We start from the raw sequence: 18,802 nt of genomic DNA on the forward strand, positions 1-18,802 counted from the left end.
TTACTATCCTATATTTTCTTCTAAAATTGGATTAAATATTTCAAGTGCAATACAATCCACGGGTCCTACATCTGTAATTGCATAATCTGGTATTGCTGTTATCGGTAAAAAGAACATATACATTAAAGGTTCTGGTAATTTACATCCTAAATCATTTGCTGCTTTAGATAATAATTTCTCTATTCTTGCTATTTCTTCTGGTTCTGCATCACTACAAATCCCTCCAACAGGTAATGGTAAAAACTCAATAATTTTACCATCACAAACAACAACTTGTCCTCCGCCATTATCTATTAAATAGTTTACTGCTACAGCCATGTCTGAAGCGTCAGCTCCTAAAACTACTATATTATTATCATCTGGAGCTGCTGAAGAAGCCATTGCTCCTTTTTTTAATTTCCATCCTGAACAAAAAGCTAAAGATTTATTTCCATTCTTTCCAAATCTTTCTAATACGGAAACCATCAAAACATCATTTTCTATATCTGGTTTAATAATATTATTTTCTACTTCTAATAAAACATCTCTTCTTTTTCTAACAAAAGGTCCTATTACATTCATAGAAAGAACTTTTACTTTACCTTTTTTTTGTTTCACTTTATATTCAAAATCTTCTTTACTAACTTTCTTACACTTTAATTTACTTGTTAATAATTTACTTCTTTTAGGAGCTTTTAGCTCATAAGTAAGCTTTTTATTCTTAGCAACTATTTTTCCATTTACAATTACTGTATCTACTTTAAATTCTTCTAAATTATCTACTAAAAGAATATCTGCTATTCTTCCTGGAGAAACAGATCCAATCAAATGATCTATTCTATAAGCTTCTGCACTATTTATTGTTGCCATTTGTATTGCTGTTATTGGATCTACTCCTTCTTTTATTGATAATTTTACTATATTATCTAAATGCCCTTTTTCTAAAACATCTGTTGCTGTAACATCATCTGTACAAAAACTTACACGTCTTGCAAAAGCTCTATTAACCTCTGTAACTGCTTTTATATTTTCTTTTAAAAAATGAGTTACAGAAGATTCTCTTATTAACATATGCATTCCATTTCTCATTTTTTCAACTACTTCTTTATGATCATAACTTTCATGATCTAAACGAACACCACCACATAAATATCCATTTAATTCTTTTCCTCTTGCCATTGGTGCACAACCAAAAACAGGTAATCTATTTTTTGAAGCTTCTGCTATAGCTCCTAAAGTATTTTCATCTTCTTCTTGAATAAATTCTCTTACTGTTTCCCAAATTCCAAAACATTCTGGCCATTTTTGAACTTCTTCATGAACTTCTTTAGTAAAATTATAAGAAATAGTAGATTGAGGAATAGTATAAGGAGTTTGATGAGGAGCTCCCCAAAATACTTTTAATGGACTCTTCTTTATTTCTTCAAATATTTCTTTTAGTCCTTCTAAACCTGAAACAGAAATATATTCATCCAAACCAGAAATCATGCTTGTTGTCCCACATGGAACTACTGCCTTTGCATAGCTAGTAATACTTAATTTACTACATTCACTATGAATATGCCCATCAATAAGTCCTGGTGTTATATATTTTCCAGAAGCATCTATTATTTTAGTATTATCTCCAATATAATCCCTTACATCCCCTATTGCAACTATTGTATCCTTATAAATTGCAATATCTGCAGGATATATTTCACTTGACATTACATTTACTAATGTCCCCTTTGAAATAACTAAATCTGCAGGATATACTCCTCTTCCTGCTCTCACTAATTCTTTTAAATTTTCTACTGTTTGTTCCATCTTTCCTCCATTTTTAAATTTAAATTTTATAATTTTAAATAAAAAAGATACCACACGGCCTTAAAAGGCGAACCAGGTTTCCCGTCCTGCGTCTAGTATCTAAAATGGAATTTTATTCAATTGTTACTTACATTTGATAAAAATAACTTTATCATATTCTTATTTATTCGTCAACCCTAAATTTCTTTTTCCAATAATTTAATTAAATTGTCCATTTCTTGACTAACTGCTTTAAAATTAATTTTTTCTTCTAAATTAACTCCTGCTATTTTCAATTGTTCAACAGGATAATTATTTCCACCAGAACTTAAAAGTTTTAAGTACTTACTGCAAGCTAAAGCTCTTTTTTCTTTTGAATATTTTTCATCTGTTACTAATTCAAATAATTTTGAAGAGGCTGAAAAGCTTGTTGCATACTGATAAACATAATAAGGAGAATTAAAGAAATGTGGAATTCTTGACCATATAATTTTTTGTAAATCATCCATAATCAATTCTTCTCCGAAATATTCTTTAAATAATTTTTCCATTAAATTATCTAAAACATCTGGAGTTATTGCCTCACCTTTTTCAATAATTTTATAAGCTTCATATTCATAATTAGCAAATAAAGCTTGTAAATAATAAGTACCCATTATATTTCCTATAGCCTCTTCTATTAAGGCAATTCTTTCTTTTTTGTCTGTTGTCTTTTCTAACATATACTTTAAAAGTAATTTTTCATTAAAAGTAGAAGCTACTTCTGCAACAAAAATAGTATAATCATTAGTTGCATAAGGTTGATTAATTGTTGAATACATACTATGTAAGGTATGTCCTAATTCATGAGCTAATGTAAATACAGAATCCATAGTTCCATTATAATTTAATAGCATATAAGGATGTACATCATAAATATTTATTGAATATGCTCCGCTTCTTTTATTTGGAGTTTCAAATACATCAAGCCAACCGTCACTTATAGCTTTTTCTAAATTTTTATAATATTCTTCCCCTAAAGGTTTTACTGAATTTAAAACTATTTTTTTGGCTTCATCATATGAAAATTCTTTCTTATAATCTGCTATTTTTATCTGATTATCATAATAGTGATATTCTTGTAAATTTAAAGATTTTTTTCTTAGACCTATATATTTTTTTAATGGTTCAGAATTTTCTTTAGCTGATTCTATAAGATTTTCATAAACTTTTATAGAAATATTATCTGGCTCTAAAGCTTGTTCTAAAGTAGTCGTATAATTTTTAGCTTTTATAAAAGCTACATCTCTTTGTAGTTGACTTTTATATATTGAAGCATAAGTGTTTTTATTTGTTTCATAAGCTTTATATAGGGCTTCAAAAGCATTTTTTCTATCTGTTTGATCTCTATTTTCTCCTAAAATTTTAGAATACATTCCATTTGTAATCTCTACTTCTTCTCCTGAAGATAACTTTATTTTATTCCATTTTATATCCGAAGTAGAAAGCTCATTATATATTGAATTCGTTGCACCCATATATTGAGTAAAATAAGATAATAACTTTTCTTTGTCTATATCTAAAACATGTTTTTTTAATCTGTATATTTCATTTAACATAAATTTATTTTCTTTTAATTTATCATCACTTTCTATCCAAGAATCCATGGTGTCCTTTGGTATTTCTATTATTATAGGAGTTATCCAAGCTGAAAGAACTCCATATTCAGAATAAACAAATTCAATTTCTTGTAATTTTTTAGAAACAAATTGATCCAAAGAATTTAAATCTTTCCACATAAAAGCATATATATATAATTTTTCTAATCTTCTATCTATCTTTTCTTTTAGCTTTATTAATTTTATAAATTCTTCTTTACTATTTTTTATTTTGTCCTGAAAATCTTGAATTTTATTTAAATCTTTTTTTAATTCTAATACATCTTTATCCCAATTTTCCCAGTTTTCATAAATATCTTCTAATTTCCATTTATACTTATCATCTATACTTTTTCTATCTAATATTTTATTCATAAATAATCTCCTTTATATATTTTTTTGTCTTTCTATCCCAGATTATAACAAATAAATTTTATTTTTTAAAATATTTTTGATTTTATATATGAAATATATAATTTATATGATAGAATATATTTAAATCTAGAGTGTGTACCCTAGCTTAAGGAGGAATTTATGGATTTACATTATTTAAAAATTTTTTATGAGGTAGCTAAAGAAAAAAGTTTTACCAAAGCAGCTAATAAATTATTCATTAATCAATCGGCTGTTTCTATTCAAGTAAAGAAATTTGAAGAAATTTTAAATACTAAATTATTTGATAGAAGTTCTAAAAAAATAAGACTTACTTATACTGGTGAAGCCCTTTACAAAATGGCTGAAGATATTTTTAATAAAGTTCAAAGAACAGAAAAAGAAATTAATAGAATTATCAAATTAGGTAAAGCAAAAATTATAATTGGTTCTACTTCTATAATTGGAGATCCTCTTCTACCTAGATTAATGGAAGAATTTGGACAGTCCCATAATGAGATTGAATATGAAATAAAAATTTCTGAAAAAAATATTCTTTTAAAAGAATTAAAAGAAGGAGAAATAGATATAGCTTTAGTTGATGAGGAACATATTATTGATCCAAACTTAGATGTTATAACTGTTGAAAAAGTTCCTTATGTTTTAATTACTTCTAATAAAGATATTTCTATTGAAAATATTTCTGAATATCCTCTTATTACTCGAACTAATGTTCCTAACAATTCTAAAGCTATTAATTATTTAGAAGATAAATATAATTTTATATTTGAAAATAAAATTTCAGTTTTAGGAAGTTTAGAAGTAATCAAAGGTATGGTAAAAAAAGATATCGCAAATGTTATCTTACCTTATTATTCTGTTTCTAAAGAAATTTTAAATGGAACTTTTAAAATTGTTGAAGAATTAGAAGAAATTAAAGATGGATATCAACTTGTAATAACTAAAGATAAAGCTAACCTTACTCCAATAATTAAATTTTTAAATTTTATGTCACATTATAAAATTAACGGATAGGTAATAGAAAGGATAGATTATGAACTTAATAAACTCATATAAAGATGAATTAGAATTACTTATTAACTTTATAAATGAAGAAGAAAAAAATAAAATAACAGAGAAAATTGCTGAAGAATTAGCTAATATTTTTATTTCTGGAAATAAAGTTATGATTTGTGGAAATGGTGGAAGCAATTGTGATGCTATGCATTTTGCTGAAGAATTTACTGGTAGATTTAGGAAAGAAAGACGTCCTTTACCAGCTATATCTATATCTGACTCTTCTCACATAACTTGTGTAGGCAATGATTATGGATTTGATTATATTTTTTCAAAAGGTGTGGAAGCTTTTGGTAAAAAAAATGATATGGTAATTGGAATTTCTACTAGCGGAAATTCTAAAAATGTTATTGAAGCTATGAAAGAAGCTAAAAAAATAGGAATGAAAACCGTTGCTCTTCTTGGTAAAGATGGTGGATTATTAAAAGGTCTTTGTGATTATGAGTTTATAATTCCTGGAAAAACTTCTGATAGAATTCAAGAGATTCATATGATGATTCTCCATATTATAATCGAAGGTGTGGAAAGAATAATGTTTCCTGAAAATTATTAAAACTACTAAAAGACAGAATTTTTTCTGTCTTTTCTTTTAGAATATTATAAAGGAGAACTATGAAAACAATATTTTTGACTATTTTTATTTCAATTAATTTTATTTCATTTTCTAAAGATAACCATTATAATAAAAGAAAAAATGTTGGTTATATTTCAACATTTAATGTTCTTAGATTAGGAAAAAACAAAAAAAATTATATAGAATTATCTAATATTATATCTGAATTTGATATTGTAGGTTTAGTTGAAGTTATAAATAAATCAGGGATTGAAAAACTAGTAGATACAATAAATAATTTTTCTTCTGAAAAATGGGATTTTCATATATCTTCTTATCCTGTTGGAACAAGAAAATATAAAGAATATTACGCTTATGTTTACAACACTAAAAAAGTAAAATTCCTAAAATCTCGAGGATTTTTCAAAGATAAAAAGCATGATTTTATAAGAGAACCTTATGGAGCTGATTTCAAAATAAATAATTTTGATTTTACTTTTATTTTATTACATTCTATTTATGGAAAACATAAAAGTTTAAGAGTAGCTGAAGCTGAAGCTTTGCCTAAGGTATATAACTATTTCCAAAATATGGACAAACAAGAAAATGACATAATCCTTGGAGGAGATTTTAATTTATCTGTTAGAAATCGAGGATTTAAAACTTTGTTTTCTCATAAAGATAATATTATTAATTGTATTTCTCCTAATTTAAAAACAACTATGAGCTCTAAAAAATTAGCTAATCAATATGATAATATTTTTATTTCAAAAAAATACACAAAGGAGTATAATGATGTAAGCGGTACTATTGATTATACCAATGGAAATTATTACTATTCTCGAAAATATATTTCTGATCATCTTCCTATTTTTATAGAAGTTTCTATAGATTTTGATGATGATTAATTTAATTACTATGAAAGGATTTTTATGAAGAAAAAAGCATTTATATTTTTAAATGGAACTATGGACACTAAGCAAGAATTTTATAAAAATATCTTAAAAAATCAAACTGATATTTTTTGTGCAGATGGAGGACTTAAATTTGCTTTAGAAATGAATTTAAAACCCCTTGAAATTTGGGGAGATCTTGATTCTTGTAATGAAAATTTAATAGCTCAAGCAAAAAAATTAAACTGTAAAATTATTAAATTTAACCCTGAAAAAGATTTAACCGATGGAGAATTATTAATTTCAGAAATTTCAAAAAGAAATTATAATGAAATTATTATTTTAGGAGGTCTTGGTGGAAGAACCGATCATTTTTTAACAAATTTAAATCTTCTATTTAAATATAATAATCTTAACTTTATAAGTCATAAAGAAACCATTTTTAAAGTTGAACAAAATTTTAATATCAAAAACAAAATAAATAAAACTATTTCTTTTATTCCTTTTAGTGATAAAGTTGAAAATTTGACTTTAACTGGATTTAAATATCCTTTAAATAATTTTTTATTATTTCGTGGAGATTCTATTTGTAATAGCAATATAATAATTGACTCTAATGCTAATATAAAATTTTCTAGAGGTAATTTAATTGGAATTATCGAAAATTTATAATAAAATTTATTTGACTTTTCTTTTTCTAATATGATAGAATAGTAAAAATACGTAAAGATTTAAAAAATTTGGCGAAATTTTCACAAATTTTTTTTGCCCAAAAATAAGTACTCTTATTTTACGTTAAAGTTATCAATAAAATTAAATATATTAATGGAGGTTAATGAATGAATGAAATTAACACTAAAGGAAAGTTAGTCCTAGGACTTCAACATATCTTAGCTATGTTTGGAGCTACTGTACTTGTCCCTTTTCTTACTGGATTGAATCCTTCTGTTGCTCTTTTATCAGCAGGTCTTGGAACTTTAATTTTCCATGCTTGTACTAAAAGAATTGTTCCTGTATTTTTAGGTTCATCATTTGCATTTATAGGAGCCATTGCTCTTGTTTTAAAGGAAAATGGAATTGCTGAAGTTAAAGGAGGAATTATTGCAGCTGGTTTGGTCTATGTTTTAGTTAGCCAACTTGTTAGAATTTTTGGAGTAGAAAAAGTAAAATCTTTTTTCCCACCAATAGTTGTTGGTCCTACAATCGTAGTTATTGGATTAAGACTTAGTCCTGTAGCTCTTTCAATGGCCGGTTATTCTAATGGAATCTTTGATACTAAAAGTTTAATAGTATCTGGAACTGTTGTAATTTGTATGATTCTTATTTCTTTATTAGGAAAATCTTTCTTAAAATTAGTTCCTATCTTAATGTCTGTAGTTATCGGATATTTAGTTGCTATAACTCTTGGAATGGTAGATTTTGCTCCTATTAAAGAAGCTAGTTGGATTGGTTTTTCTCCAGAAGCCTGGAGTTCACTTACAACTATTCCAAAATTTAGTTTAACTAGTGTACTTGCTATTGCCCCTATTGCATTTGTAGTTTTTATTGAACATATTGGAGACATTACTACAAATGGAGCTGTTGTTGGAAAAGATTTCTTTGCTAATCCTGGAATTGCAAGAACTTTACTTGGTGACGGAATGGCAACTATTGTTGCTGGACTTTTAGGAGGTCCTGCAAATACAACTTATGGTGAAAATACTGGAGTTTTAGCAGTTACTAAAGTTTATGATCCTGCTATTTTAAGAATTGCTGCTTGTTATGCAATTGTACTTTCTTTTATAGGAAAATTTGGGGTAATTTTACAAACTATACCTACTCCTGTTATGGGAGGTATATCAATTATTTTATTTGGAATGATTGCTTCTGTAGGAATGAGAACTCTTATAGAATATAAAATTGATTTTTCTATATCTAGAAATTTAATTATTGCTTCTCTTATTCTTGTACTTGGGATAGGAATAAATAATATTCAAATTTGGAGAACAGTTTCTCTATCTGGTCTTGCTATTGCAGCTTTAGTTGGAGTTACATTAAATAAACTTTTCCCAGAAAATATATAAATCATTTAACTTCCTTTAGATAATTCTAAAGGAAGTTTTTTATTATAAATTTTCTATTAACTAAAAAAGATTCCCTAGTTTCCTAAGGAATCTTTTTTCTTTATTATATTTTATTAAATATGAATAAAACCTAATGATTTTAATAAGATAACTATTAAAACTACTGGAGCTACATATCTTAACATTCCAAACCAAACTTTGAAAAGTGTAAATTTAATAGTATTATCATTTGTAATTTGATTATAAAGATCTTCTTTTTTCCAAACATAACCTATAAAGATACAAGTTAATAATCCACTGATTGGTAAGCATACATTATCAGTTAAATAACATAAGAAATCAAAGAAATTCATTCCAAAGAATATTTTTAAATCTGCCCAAACTCCCATAGATAAAGAAGATGGAACACCTAATAAAAACAATGCCACTGTTAAAATTGCAACTGCTTTTTGTCTCTTCATTTTGAACTGATCTACTAACAATGAAGTACTAACTTCTAAAAGAGAAATTGAAGATGTTAAAGCGGCAAATAAAACTAATACAAAGAACATCAATCCAAATACTTTTCCAAATGCCATTTGTTCAAATACTGCTGGTAATGTTATAAACATCAATCCTGGACCTGCACCTGGTTTAAATCCTAAAGCAAATACTGCCGGTAAGATTGCAAAACCTGCTAACATAGCTACTATTGTATCTAAAATAGGAACTTTAGTTGCATTTCCTAATAAATTTTCTTCTTTTCTTAAATAACTACCATATGTTACTGTAATACCCATAGCTAAACTTAATGAATAAAAAACTTGACTTAAAGCATCTAAGGCTACTGATCCATTAATCTTTGAAAAATCAGGTTTTAAGAAAAACTTAATTCCTGCTCCTGCACCTGGCAATGTTACTGAACGTAAACAAATTAAAATCAACAATCCGAATAATGCTGGCATCATAAATTTACTAGCTTTCTCAATTCCACTTGAAACTCCATTGAAAACTATTGCTGCTGTAGCAACCATAAAGAATAAATGAAATATAATTGGACCATTTGTACTACTTATATAACTTGTAAAATAAGCTGCTTTGTCTCCAGCTATTCCACCCTTTAAAAAAGCAAATACATATTTTAAAACCCATCCACCAATAACACTATAGTAAGATAAGATTAGAAAACTAATAAAAATTTGTAATAATCCTAAATATTTCCAATTTTCACTAACTTTTTTAAATGCTCCAAATGCATCTGATTGACCATTTCTTCCTATTGCCATCTCTGCCAAAATCATTGTAAAACCTATAATCATTACAAAGAATAAATATACAAATAAATATGCTCCTCCACCATTTTTACCTGCTAAATATGGAAATTTCCATAAATTTCCTAAACCTACAGCTGATCCTGCTGCTGCTAAAATAAATCCTAAGGTCGAGCTCCACTGCCCTCTTTTTGCTTCTTTTTCTGCCATAATCATCCCTCCGTTTTATATTTAAATTTTATTAAAAACTAAACCAATAAAGCACCTCAAAAAGAACTTTGTTTGTTTTTTTAGTACATAAATTCTATTTTTTTAGCCTCTTTTTTTCTTATGCCAATCATTCTATACAAATTTTTTATTTCTGTCAACTTTTTTTTTATTTTACCTGATTTATATATATAAAAAAATTAACATAAAATACTATTTTTAAAAGCTTTAAATATATTTAAACTTTATTGAAATATTATTTTTTTTTATGATCTATTTTATTTTATGATTTATTTATTGACATAAGTTCCAATATCTGATAAAATTATGTTATTATAATTTTGAAAAGGAGAAATTTTATGTTTAACAATATACTAATACTGTTCATAATAAACATTTTACTGATACAAATAACTATATTAGTCATACTAATACTAGTCATACGTAGCAGATTTTTTAATATGAATAAAAGTATATTAGGTTTCTTAAAACATAAATCTCTATATAGATTAAATAGTTTTGCGTAATTTTATCTAAAGCAAAATTATAAGTTTGAGAAGAATAAAATTAAGTTTAAGTTAACAACAGCCTAATTACTTGTGAATTAGGCTGTTTTTTATTTTTTAAGATTTAAAAGGGGGATGTATATCATGAATAAGAAAAAAGAGGTTTTAGTGCTTGGTTTTGCACTTTTTGCAATGTTTTTTGGAGCTGGAAATTTAATTTTTCCACCATCTGTAGGAGTTAATATGGGATCTAATTGGTTTTTAGCTGGAATTGGTTTTTTAGCTACTGGAGTTGGACTTCCACTTTTAGGAGTTTTAGCTTTTACTAAAGTAGGAGAAGTAGAAAATTTTGCTAAAATTATTTCACCAAAGTTTAATACTTTGTATTATTCTATTCTTATATTAGTAATTGGTCCTTTATTTGCAATTCCAAGAACTGGATCTACTACTATTGAAATGGGAGTATTTCCTATGTTACCTAATGCTAATCATTTTATGGTTTCTGTTATTACTTCTATTTTATTCTTTGGTATAACTCTTGCTCTTGTATTAAAAGAATCTAAAATTACAGATATTATTGGTAAATTTCTTACTCCAGTAATTCTAATTATTTTAGCTTTAATAACTATTGTTGGAGTAACTACTGATATTGGAACTCCTGTTGTTTCAACAGCAAATAAAGTATTTTCTTATGGGTTTATCCAAGGATATCAAACTATGGATGCTCTTGCTGCAGTTATTTTTGGTGTTGTTATTGTTAGAGGATTAGAAGGAAAAGGAATTAAAGATCCACATGAACAAAGATCTTATTTAAGTAGTGCAGGAATAATTGCCGCTTTAGGTCTTGGACTTATTTACTTATCTTTAATGTATCTTGGATCTAGGGTTAGTGGTATCGAAAGTGGAGCAGCTACAACAAGTTCTGCGCTTTATATTGCTGAAGCTACTTTAGGATCTGCAGGTAAATTAGCTTTTGGTATTTGCGTATCTGTAGCTTGTCTTACTACTTCAGTTGGACTTGTAGCTTTAGTAAGTGATTGGTTTGAAAGAATTACCCCTTTCTCTTATAAAGCAATTGCAATCTTCACTTGTATCTTTTCAACTTTAATGGCTGTTGGAGGAGTTGACTTTATTATAAAATTATCAATTCCTGTTTTAGTTATTTTATATCCAGTTACAATTGTATTAATTTTATTAAATATTTTTGGAATTAAAAATAGAACTGTTTTTGCATCTGTAGCTTACGTTGCTTTAATTGTTGCAATTTTAGAGGTTTTAGGAGGCACTTTCAAACTAACTGCTCTTTCTAAAATGATTTTATATATTCCTCTTGCAAAAGATGGTTTCTCATGGTTAGTTCCATGTCTAGTTGCTGGATTAGTTAGTTTCTTAGTTTCTAATAAAAAAACTAATTAATAAATAGTTTTTATTATCTATTTCATTATATATATAAGGAAATAGATTTAAAATAAATAACGGTTGTTTTAAAAAAGATCTTGTATTATTTTATAATACAAGATCTTTTTTATTTAACAAATAAAATAAGCCACTTAAAAGTGACTTATTAATATTATATTAGCTATTTTTTAATTCTTTAATATTTTCTGAAATTTTATCAGCTTTATCTTGATATTCTTTTTGAATTCTTTTATCTCTTTCTAATATATGTTCTGGTGCTTTCGCTAAGAATTTTTCATTTGATAATTTCTTATTCATTTTTTCTAATTCTTTTTCAATTTTTGCTAATTGAGCTTCTAATTTTTTAACTTCTGCTTCCACATCTAAAAGACCTGTAAGAATCATATAAACCTCTGAATTCATTGTTACTCTAAATCCACTTTGAGCTGGTTTTTCCATATCTTTTCCATAAGAAATTTCTTCTAAATTAGATAAGTTAGTAATAAACATATAGTTATCTTCTATTGTTTTTAACTCATTATCATCTGATGTTTTTATAACAACTTTTGCTAATTTAGCTGGAGATATAGAAGCTTCAGCTCTTATATTTCTAAGAGATGAAACAATTCCTTGAATATAAGCAAATGATTTTTCTACATTTTCATCTACTAATGATTCACTACAAACTGGATATTGTTGTAACATTACTGTTTCTCCATTAGTTTTTATTATTTGCCAAATTTCTTCTGTCATAAATGGCATAAATGGATGTAATAATCTCATTCCAGCTTCTAATATAGACCATAGAACATATTGAGCTGTAGTTTTTTGAGCTTTATCTTCTGAATTATATAATCTTATTTTTGCTAATTCAACATACCAATCACAGAAATCTCCTCTTAAAAACTCATAAACAGATTTTGCTGCTTCGTCTAACTGGAATTTATCTAATTTATCTGCAACTTCTTTTGCTGTTTTATTTAATTTTGAGAATATCCATTTATCTACTAATTCATATTTTAATTCTTCTTTATTTACTTTTGTTACATCAAAATCTTCTAAGTTCATTATAACAAATCTTGATACATTCCAAATTTTATTAGAGAAATTTCTTCCCATTTCAATTAATTTTTCAGAAAAATGAACGTCTTGTCCTTGAGAAGTATTATATAACATTGTAAATCTAATTGCATCTGCTCCGTATTTTTCTATTAAATCAAGAGGATCAGGTGAATTTCCTAAAGATTTTGACATTTTTCTACCAAGATCATCTCTAACTATTCCATGAAGATATACATTATGGAATGGAATATCTCCTTGAGTATATTCTCCAAACATTATCATCCTAGCTACCCAGAAGAATAAAATATCTGCTCCTGTTACTAAAGTTGAAGTTGGATAAAATAATTCTAATTCTTTAGTTTTATCTGGCCAACCTAAAGTTGAGAAAGGCCAAAGTGCTGAAGAAAACCATGTATCTAATACATCTGTCTCTTGTTCTAATTTTACATCTTCTCCATAAAACTCTTTTGCTTGCTTATATGCTTCTGCTTCATCATGTGCAACAAACATTTTCTTATCTGGTCCATACCAAGCAGGTATTCTATGTCCCCACCAAATTTGTCTTGAAATACACCAATCTCTTATGTTATCAAGCCAGTTGTAGTAAACTTTTTCCCATCTTTTTGGCATTATTTTAACTTCACCATTTCTAACCACTTCTAAAGCTTTTTCTGCTAATGGTTTCATTTTTACAAACCATTGTTTGGAAACTCTTGGCTCTATTATTGTATTACATCTATAACAAGTTCCTACATTATGAGATCTTTCTTCAAATTTTATTAAATATCCTTCCGCTTTTAAATCTGCAACTATTTTATCTCTAGCTTCAAATCTATCCATTCCAGAATATTTATATCCTTCAACTATTTTAGCATCATTTGTAAATACATTAATTACTGGAAGATTGAATCTTTCTCCAATAGCAAAGTCATTAGGGTCATGAGCTGGAGTTATTTTTAAGGCTCCTGTTCCAAATTCCATATCAACGTATGAATCTGCAACTATTTCTATTTCTCTTCCCACTAATGGAAGTATTGCTTTTTTACCTACTAAATGTTTGTATCTTTCATCTTCAGGATGAACTGCAATAGCAACGTCACCTAGCATAGTTTCAGGTCTTGTAGTTGCAATTGTTAATTTTTCATCTGTTCCTTTTACTGGATAATTTACATACCAAAATCCACCAGCTTTATCTTCAAATTCTACCTCATCATCTGCAATGGCAGTTCCACATCTTGGACACCAGTTTACCATATATTCACCTTGATAAATCAATCCATCATTATATAACTTTATAAATATATTTTTCACTGATTCTGATAGACCTTCATCCATAGTAAATCTTTCTCTATCCCAATCAAGAGAAGCTCCTATTTTTCTAAGCTGAGAAGTTATTATTCCCCCATGTTTTTCTTTCCATTTCCATGTTTCTTCTATAAACTTATCTCTTCCTAAATCTTCTTTTTTTAATCCATCTTCTGCTAATTTTCTTTCAACTTTATTTTGTGTTGCTATCCCTGCATGGTCCATTCCAGGCATCCATAAAGTATTGCATCCTGACATTCTTTTAAATCTTATTAAAGTATCTTGAATACTATTATTTAAAATATGTCCCATATGTAATATCCCTGTTACATTTGGTGGTGGAATCATTATAGAATAATTATCCTTTTTTTCATCCATAGTTGCTGCAAAATATTTGGAATCCTCCCATATTTTATACCATTTTTTTTCTATTTCCTTAGGAGAATAAACCTTTTCCAATTCTCTCATTACTCTACCTCCAAATTTTAATTATTGTCTTTTTTATATTTTTCTACTACTCTTCCAATATAATCTAATATTTCTTGTTTTCCTGTATTTTTTAATGAAGAATGGAAGAATACGTCATCATGATCAAATTCTAGTCTTGTTTTTATAGCCTTTAAACATTTAGCTCTTGCATTATTTGAAACTTTATCCATTTTAGTAAAAATTATTTTAAAATGCGCACCAAAATGTTCAAGCCACTCTAGCATTTCTAAATCTTCTCCACTTGGAACTCTTCTAATATCCAAAAGAACAAATATAACCTTATTTCTATTACTAGATAAGTATCTTTCCATTGTTTGTCCCCATTCAGCTTTCATTGCCTTTGGTACTTTTGCAAATCCATATCCCGGTAAATCAACAAAATAAAATTCATTATTTATTTTAAAATAATTTATAAGTTGTGTCCTTCCTGGAGTTTTACTCGTTCTTGCTAATTTATTTCTTGTTGTTATACTATTTATTAGTGAAGATTTTCCAACATTTGATCTTCCCACAAAGGCAAATTCTACTCCACCTAATTCTTCTGGATAATCCACTTCATAAACTGCTGATTTCACAAAATCTGCTTGTTTTATTTGCATAATATCTCCTAACTTTTTTACTAACCCTTAAATACAATTTTTTCCACGTCATCATAAGTTTTAGCAAAATTAATTTTCATTTCTTTTAATACTTCTGAAGGTATTTCATCCACATCAACTTTATTGTCATCTGGAAGTATAACTTCTCTTATTCCTGCTCTATGAGCTCCTATAACTTTTTCTTTTACTCCACCAATAGCAAGAACTTCTCCTGTTATTGTTACTTCTCCTGTCATAGCAACATCTTGTCTTATTTTTCTATTTGTAAGAACTGATAAAATTGCTGTTACTATTGTTATTCCTGCAGATGGTCCATCTTTTGGAGTTGCTCCTTCTGGGAAATGAAGATGTATATTTTTCTTATTCATAAAATCTTCAGATTTTATATTATATTTTTCAAAGTTTGATTTAACATAAGTAAAGGCAACTTGTGCTGACTCTTTCATTACGTCTCCTAATGTACCTGTAAGCGTTATATTTCCTTTTCCAGGAATTAAGACGCCTTGAACCTCCAATGTTACTCCACCCACCGATGTCCAAGCAAGTCCATTTACAATTCCAACTTTGCTTATTTTTTCCTTTAATTTTTCAGGTCTAAATTTAGGTTTACCTAAATATTTTTCTAAATTAGAAACTGTTATGTTAACTTTAGAAACTTTGTCTTTAATAACTTTTCTTGCTAATTTTCTAAATAAGTTATTTATTTCTCTTTTTAAATTTCTAACTCCAGCTTCCCTTGTATATTCATTTATTATTTTTAATATTACTTTATCAGAAATATTAATTTTTATTTTTTCTAATCCATTTTCTTGTTGAAGTTGTTTAACTATATATCTTTTTGCTATATTTAATTTTTCAAATTCTGTATAAGAAGAAATAGTCACTATTTCCATTCTATCAATTAATGGTCCTGGTATATTTCTTAAATCATTAGCTGTTCCAAGGAAAAATACATCTGATAAATCAAAAGGATAATCCACATAATGATCTTCAAAATGAATGTTTTGCTCTGGATCTAAAACTTCAAGCATAGCTGATGCTGGGTCTCCCTTAAAATCACTTGCCATTTTATCAAGCTCATCTAATAAAATAAATGGATTTTTAGTTCCTGCTATTTTCATAGCCTTCATTATTCTTCCTGGCATAGAACCTATATAAGTTCTTCTATGTCCTCTTATTTCTGCTTCATCTCTAACTCCACCTAGAGAAACCCTTACAAATTTTCTACCCATTGCATCTGCAATAGATTTTGCAATTGAGGTTTTCCCTACTCCTGGAGGTCCTACTAAACAAAGTATAGTTCCTTTCATTTTTGGATTAAGCTTTTTTACTGCTAAATAATCTAAAACTCTATCCTTTACTTCTTTTAATCCATAATGATCTCTTTCTAATATTTCATTAGCTTTAACTATATCCAAATGATCTTTAGTTGTTTTTTTCCAAGGTAAATCAAGTAATACATCTATATAGTTTCTAGACACTGATGCTTCTGCAGAAAATGCTGGCATTTTAGAAACTTTTTTTAATTCTGATTCTATTTTTTTTCTTACTCCTTGAGGAAGCTTAACTTTTTCTAATTTTTTTAGAATCTCATCATCTTCTTCGCTAATCTCTCCTTCTCCACCAAGCTCATCCTTAAGAGCACTTATTTTCTCTTTTATATAATAAGCTTTTTGAGCAGCATCTATTTTATTTCTTACTTTTGTTTCTACATTTGTTTCTATTTTCAATATTTCCATTTCATTTAATATAAGTTCTAATAAATAAAATCCTCTTTCTTTTACATCAAATTTTTCTAAAAGAGACTGCTTCTTTTTAGTATCAACTTTTAAATTATTACATATTAAATCTAATCCTGCTTCAATATTTTCTGTTTCCTCTAAACTTAACAATATTTCTTTAGATAAATTTTGTTCTATTTCTATATATTTTTCAAAGTTAGATACTATTTTTCTATATACTGCTATCGTTTCTTTATCATATTCTGTTTCTGGTTCAACTATTGTATACTCTGCTGTTATAAAACCATCCTCATCTTCTATATTTTCAACAATAACTTTTTTTTCAACTTCTATTAATAATTTAATAGTTTTATTTGGCATTGTAATTTTTTGTAAAATACTAGCTATAACTCCAACTTTATAAACATCTTCAGGAAAAGATGGGTTCTCTTTTTCAAGTTCTTTTTGAGAAACTAATAATATTTTAGTTTCTTCATTTTCAGTCACTTTATTTATTGTTTTTAAACTTTTTTCTCTTCCCACATATATCGGACGAACTGCTCCTGGAAATGTAACTAAATCTCTTGTAGGCAAAAACGCTATTCTATTGCTCATTTGCTATTCCCCCTTTTTTATTAACTTTACCTTTTGATAATCATCTAAAGAATCTTTATCAACTATCACTTTTTCTATATTCTCTTCTTTTTTAGATGGAATTTCATACATTAATTCTATCATAGTTCTTTCCATTATTGCTCTTAATCCTCTAGCACCTATTTTTCTTTCTAAAGCTCTTCTTGCAACTTCTTTTAAAGCTTCTTCTGTTATCTCTAACTGTATATCTTCCATTTCAAAGAATTTTTTATATTGCTTAACTATTGCATTTTTAGGTTCTACTAATATTCTTAGTAACGCTTCTTCATCTAAATTTTGTAATGTTGTTATAAGCGGTAATCTTCCTACTAATTCAGGAATAATACCTTGTTTTATTAAATCTTCAGGAGTAACTTTTGTAAAAACTTCTCCTTCATTACCTAATTTTTCTTTAACTACATTAGATCCAAAACCTATATTTTTATTTTGTGTCCTTTTATTTATTACTTTTTCTAATCCTTCAAAAGCTCCGCCAACAATAAATAATATATTTTTAGTATCTATTTCAATTAAAGGTTGATTAGGATGCTTCCTTCCACCCTCTGGAGGAACTTGAGATTTTGTTCCTTCTATTATTTTTAATAATGCTTGTTGAACACCTTCTCCAGATACATCTCTTGTAATAGATGTATTTTCAGATTTTCTAGCTATCTTATCTATTTCATCAATAAATATTATTCCATGTTCTGCTGCATTTACATCATAATCAGCTGCTTGTAATAATCTAACTAAAACATTCTCAACATCGTCCCCAACATATCCTGCTTCTGTTAAAGTAGTTGCATCTGCTATGGCAAATGGTATATGTAATATTTTAGCAAGAGTTTGAGCCATTAAAGTTTTTCCTGAACCTGTTGGTCCTATTACTAAAACATTAGATTTTTGAAGTTCTATTCCATCGTCTTCTGCTTTATTATCCCCATTATTTGCTAATACTTTTATTCTTTTATAATGATTATAAACAGAAACAGAAAGAATTTTTTTAGCTTCTTCTTGTCCTATTACATATTCATCTAATTTTTCTTTTATCTTTTTAGGAGTTAAAAGTTTTATTGCTTCTAATTTTTTTAACTCTCCTTCAGATTTAACTTCTTCTATAACCTCTTCAGAGAATTCTAGCATTTCATAACATGTTTCCACACATTCTTCACAGATATAAGATCCTTCCATTCCTCTAAAAAGTTTTCCTACTTCCTCTTGTGATCTTCCACAAAAAGAACAAACTACCTTATCCATATTGTCTCCTTTCTAA

General features: G+C 27.3%; 13 protein-coding genes. 6 read left to right on the forward strand and 7 right to left on the reverse strand.

Features of this window, described 5'->3' with window-relative positions; all coding sequences use genetic code 11:
• Positions 1-3: 3 nt before the first annotated feature.
• Entirely contained in the window at positions 4-1,785 is a 1,782-nt protein-coding gene (locus tag Q7K47_09790) for an adenine deaminase C-terminal domain-containing protein (protein MDP0507485.1), read from the reverse strand.
• Positions 1,786-1,961: 176 nt separating this feature from the next.
• Entirely contained in the window at positions 1,962-3,767 is a 1,806-nt protein-coding gene (pepF, locus tag Q7K47_09795) for an oligoendopeptidase F (GenBank protein ID MDP0507486.1), read from the reverse strand.
• 168 nt (positions 3,768-3,935) lie between these two features.
• Here pepF and Q7K47_09800 point away from each other — a divergent pair, with 168 nt between their 5' ends.
• The 5 genes from Q7K47_09800 to Q7K47_09820 all read left to right on the forward strand — a co-directional run bounded on the left by Q7K47_09800 (position 3,936) and on the right by Q7K47_09820 (position 8,359).
• A complete protein-coding gene (locus Q7K47_09800) occupies positions 3,936-4,808 on the forward strand; it encodes a LysR family transcriptional regulator (protein MDP0507487.1) in 873 nt (290 codons plus the stop codon).
• Positions 4,809-4,827: 19 nt separating this feature from the next.
• A complete protein-coding gene (gene gmhA, locus Q7K47_09805; GenBank protein ID MDP0507488.1) occupies positions 4,828-5,403 on the forward strand; it encodes a D-sedoheptulose 7-phosphate isomerase in 576 nt (191 codons plus the stop codon).
• Positions 5,404-5,462: 59 nt separating this feature from the next.
• Complete coding sequence (locus tag Q7K47_09810) at positions 5,463-6,311, forward strand: endonuclease/exonuclease/phosphatase family protein (GenBank protein MDP0507489.1); 849 nt, start codon at positions 5,463-5,465, stop codon at positions 6,309-6,311.
• 24 nt (positions 6,312-6,335) lie between these two features.
• Positions 6,336-6,968, forward strand: a complete 633-nt coding sequence (locus tag Q7K47_09815; GenBank protein ID MDP0507490.1) for a thiamine diphosphokinase — start codon at positions 6,336-6,338, stop codon at positions 6,966-6,968.
• A gap of 167 nt (positions 6,969-7,135) precedes the next feature.
• Positions 7,136-8,359 carry a uracil-xanthine permease family protein gene (locus Q7K47_09820; GenBank protein MDP0507491.1) on the forward strand — a complete coding sequence of 408 codons (1,224 nt, stop codon included), beginning with the start codon at positions 7,136-7,138 and terminating at the stop codon, positions 8,357-8,359.
• A 113-nt stretch (positions 8,360-8,472) separates the two neighbouring features.
• On the opposite strand, the gene Q7K47_09825 is transcribed toward Q7K47_09820, so the two are convergent.
• On the reverse strand, positions 8,473-9,819 hold the full coding sequence (locus Q7K47_09825) for a sodium-dependent transporter (GenBank protein ID MDP0507492.1): 1,347 nt from the start codon (positions 9,817-9,819) through the stop codon (positions 8,473-8,475).
• Positions 9,820-10,466: 647 nt separating this feature from the next.
• Here Q7K47_09825 and brnQ point away from each other — a divergent pair.
• A complete protein-coding gene (gene brnQ / locus Q7K47_09830) occupies positions 10,467-11,738 on the forward strand; it encodes a branched-chain amino acid transport system II carrier protein (GenBank protein MDP0507493.1) in 1,272 nt (423 codons plus the stop codon).
• A 159-nt stretch (positions 11,739-11,897) separates the two neighbouring features.
• On the opposite strand, the gene Q7K47_09835 is transcribed toward brnQ, so the two are convergent.
• From Q7K47_09835 to clpX, 4 genes are read right to left on the reverse strand one after another with little or no spacing between them, the layout of a single operon-like run.
• Entirely contained in the window at positions 11,898-14,555 is a 2,658-nt protein-coding gene (locus Q7K47_09835) for a valine--tRNA ligase (protein ID MDP0507494.1), read from the reverse strand.
• A gap of 17 nt (positions 14,556-14,572) precedes the next feature.
• Positions 14,573-15,175 (reverse strand): ribosome biogenesis GTP-binding protein YihA/YsxC, encoded by a 603-nt coding sequence (yihA, locus tag Q7K47_09840; GenBank protein ID MDP0507495.1) that lies wholly within the window; start codon positions 15,173-15,175, stop codon positions 14,573-14,575.
• A 20-nt stretch (positions 15,176-15,195) separates the two neighbouring features.
• Positions 15,196-17,511: an endopeptidase La gene (gene lon, locus Q7K47_09845; protein ID MDP0507496.1), complete on the reverse strand. Its 2,316-nt coding sequence runs from the start codon at positions 17,509-17,511 to the stop codon at positions 15,196-15,198.
• Between the two features lie 3 nt (positions 17,512-17,514).
• Positions 17,515-18,786 (reverse strand): ATP-dependent Clp protease ATP-binding subunit ClpX, encoded by a 1,272-nt coding sequence (gene clpX / locus Q7K47_09850; GenBank protein ID MDP0507497.1) that lies wholly within the window; start codon positions 18,784-18,786, stop codon positions 17,515-17,517.
• Positions 18,787-18,802: the final 16 nt, after the last annotated feature.

The sequence above is a fragment of the Fusobacterium sp. JB019 genome (assembly GCA_030673965.1).
Classification (GTDB): domain Bacteria; phylum Fusobacteriota; class Fusobacteriia; order Fusobacteriales; family Fusobacteriaceae; genus Fusobacterium_B.

What these genes read in the sequence shown, in the direction of transcription:
- brnQ (MDP0507493.1), top strand. Translation starts at nt 10,467, where the DNA reads ATGAATAAGAAAAAAGAGGTTTTAGTGCTTGGTTTTGCACTTTTTGCA.
- clpX (MDP0507497.1), bottom strand. Translation starts at nt 18,786, where the DNA reads ATGGATAAGGTAGTTTGTTCTTTTTGTGGAAGATCACAAGAGGAAGTA.
- Q7K47_09810 (MDP0507489.1), top strand. Translation starts at nt 5,463, where the DNA reads ATGAAAACAATATTTTTGACTATTTTTATTTCAATTAATTTTATTTCA.
- Q7K47_09800 (MDP0507487.1), top strand. Translation starts at nt 3,936, where the DNA reads ATGGATTTACATTATTTAAAAATTTTTTATGAGGTAGCTAAAGAAAAA.
- Q7K47_09815 (MDP0507490.1), top strand. Translation starts at nt 6,336, where the DNA reads ATGAAGAAAAAAGCATTTATATTTTTAAATGGAACTATGGACACTAAG.
- lon (MDP0507496.1), bottom strand. Translation starts at nt 17,511, where the DNA reads ATGAGCAATAGAATAGCGTTTTTGCCTACAAGAGATTTAGTTACATTT.
- Q7K47_09835 (MDP0507494.1), bottom strand. Translation starts at nt 14,555, where the DNA reads ATGAGAGAATTGGAAAAGGTTTATTCTCCTAAGGAAATAGAAAAAAAA.
- yihA (MDP0507495.1), bottom strand. Translation starts at nt 15,175, where the DNA reads ATGCAAATAAAACAAGCAGATTTTGTGAAATCAGCAGTTTATGAAGTG.
- Q7K47_09790 (MDP0507485.1), bottom strand. Translation starts at nt 1,785, where the DNA reads ATGGAACAAACAGTAGAAAATTTAAAAGAATTAGTGAGAGCAGGAAGA.
- gmhA (MDP0507488.1), top strand. Translation starts at nt 4,828, where the DNA reads ATGAACTTAATAAACTCATATAAAGATGAATTAGAATTACTTATTAAC.
- Q7K47_09820 (MDP0507491.1), top strand. Translation starts at nt 7,136, where the DNA reads ATGAATGAAATTAACACTAAAGGAAAGTTAGTCCTAGGACTTCAACAT.
- Q7K47_09825 (MDP0507492.1), bottom strand. Translation starts at nt 9,819, where the DNA reads ATGGCAGAAAAAGAAGCAAAAAGAGGGCAGTGGAGCTCGACCTTAGGA.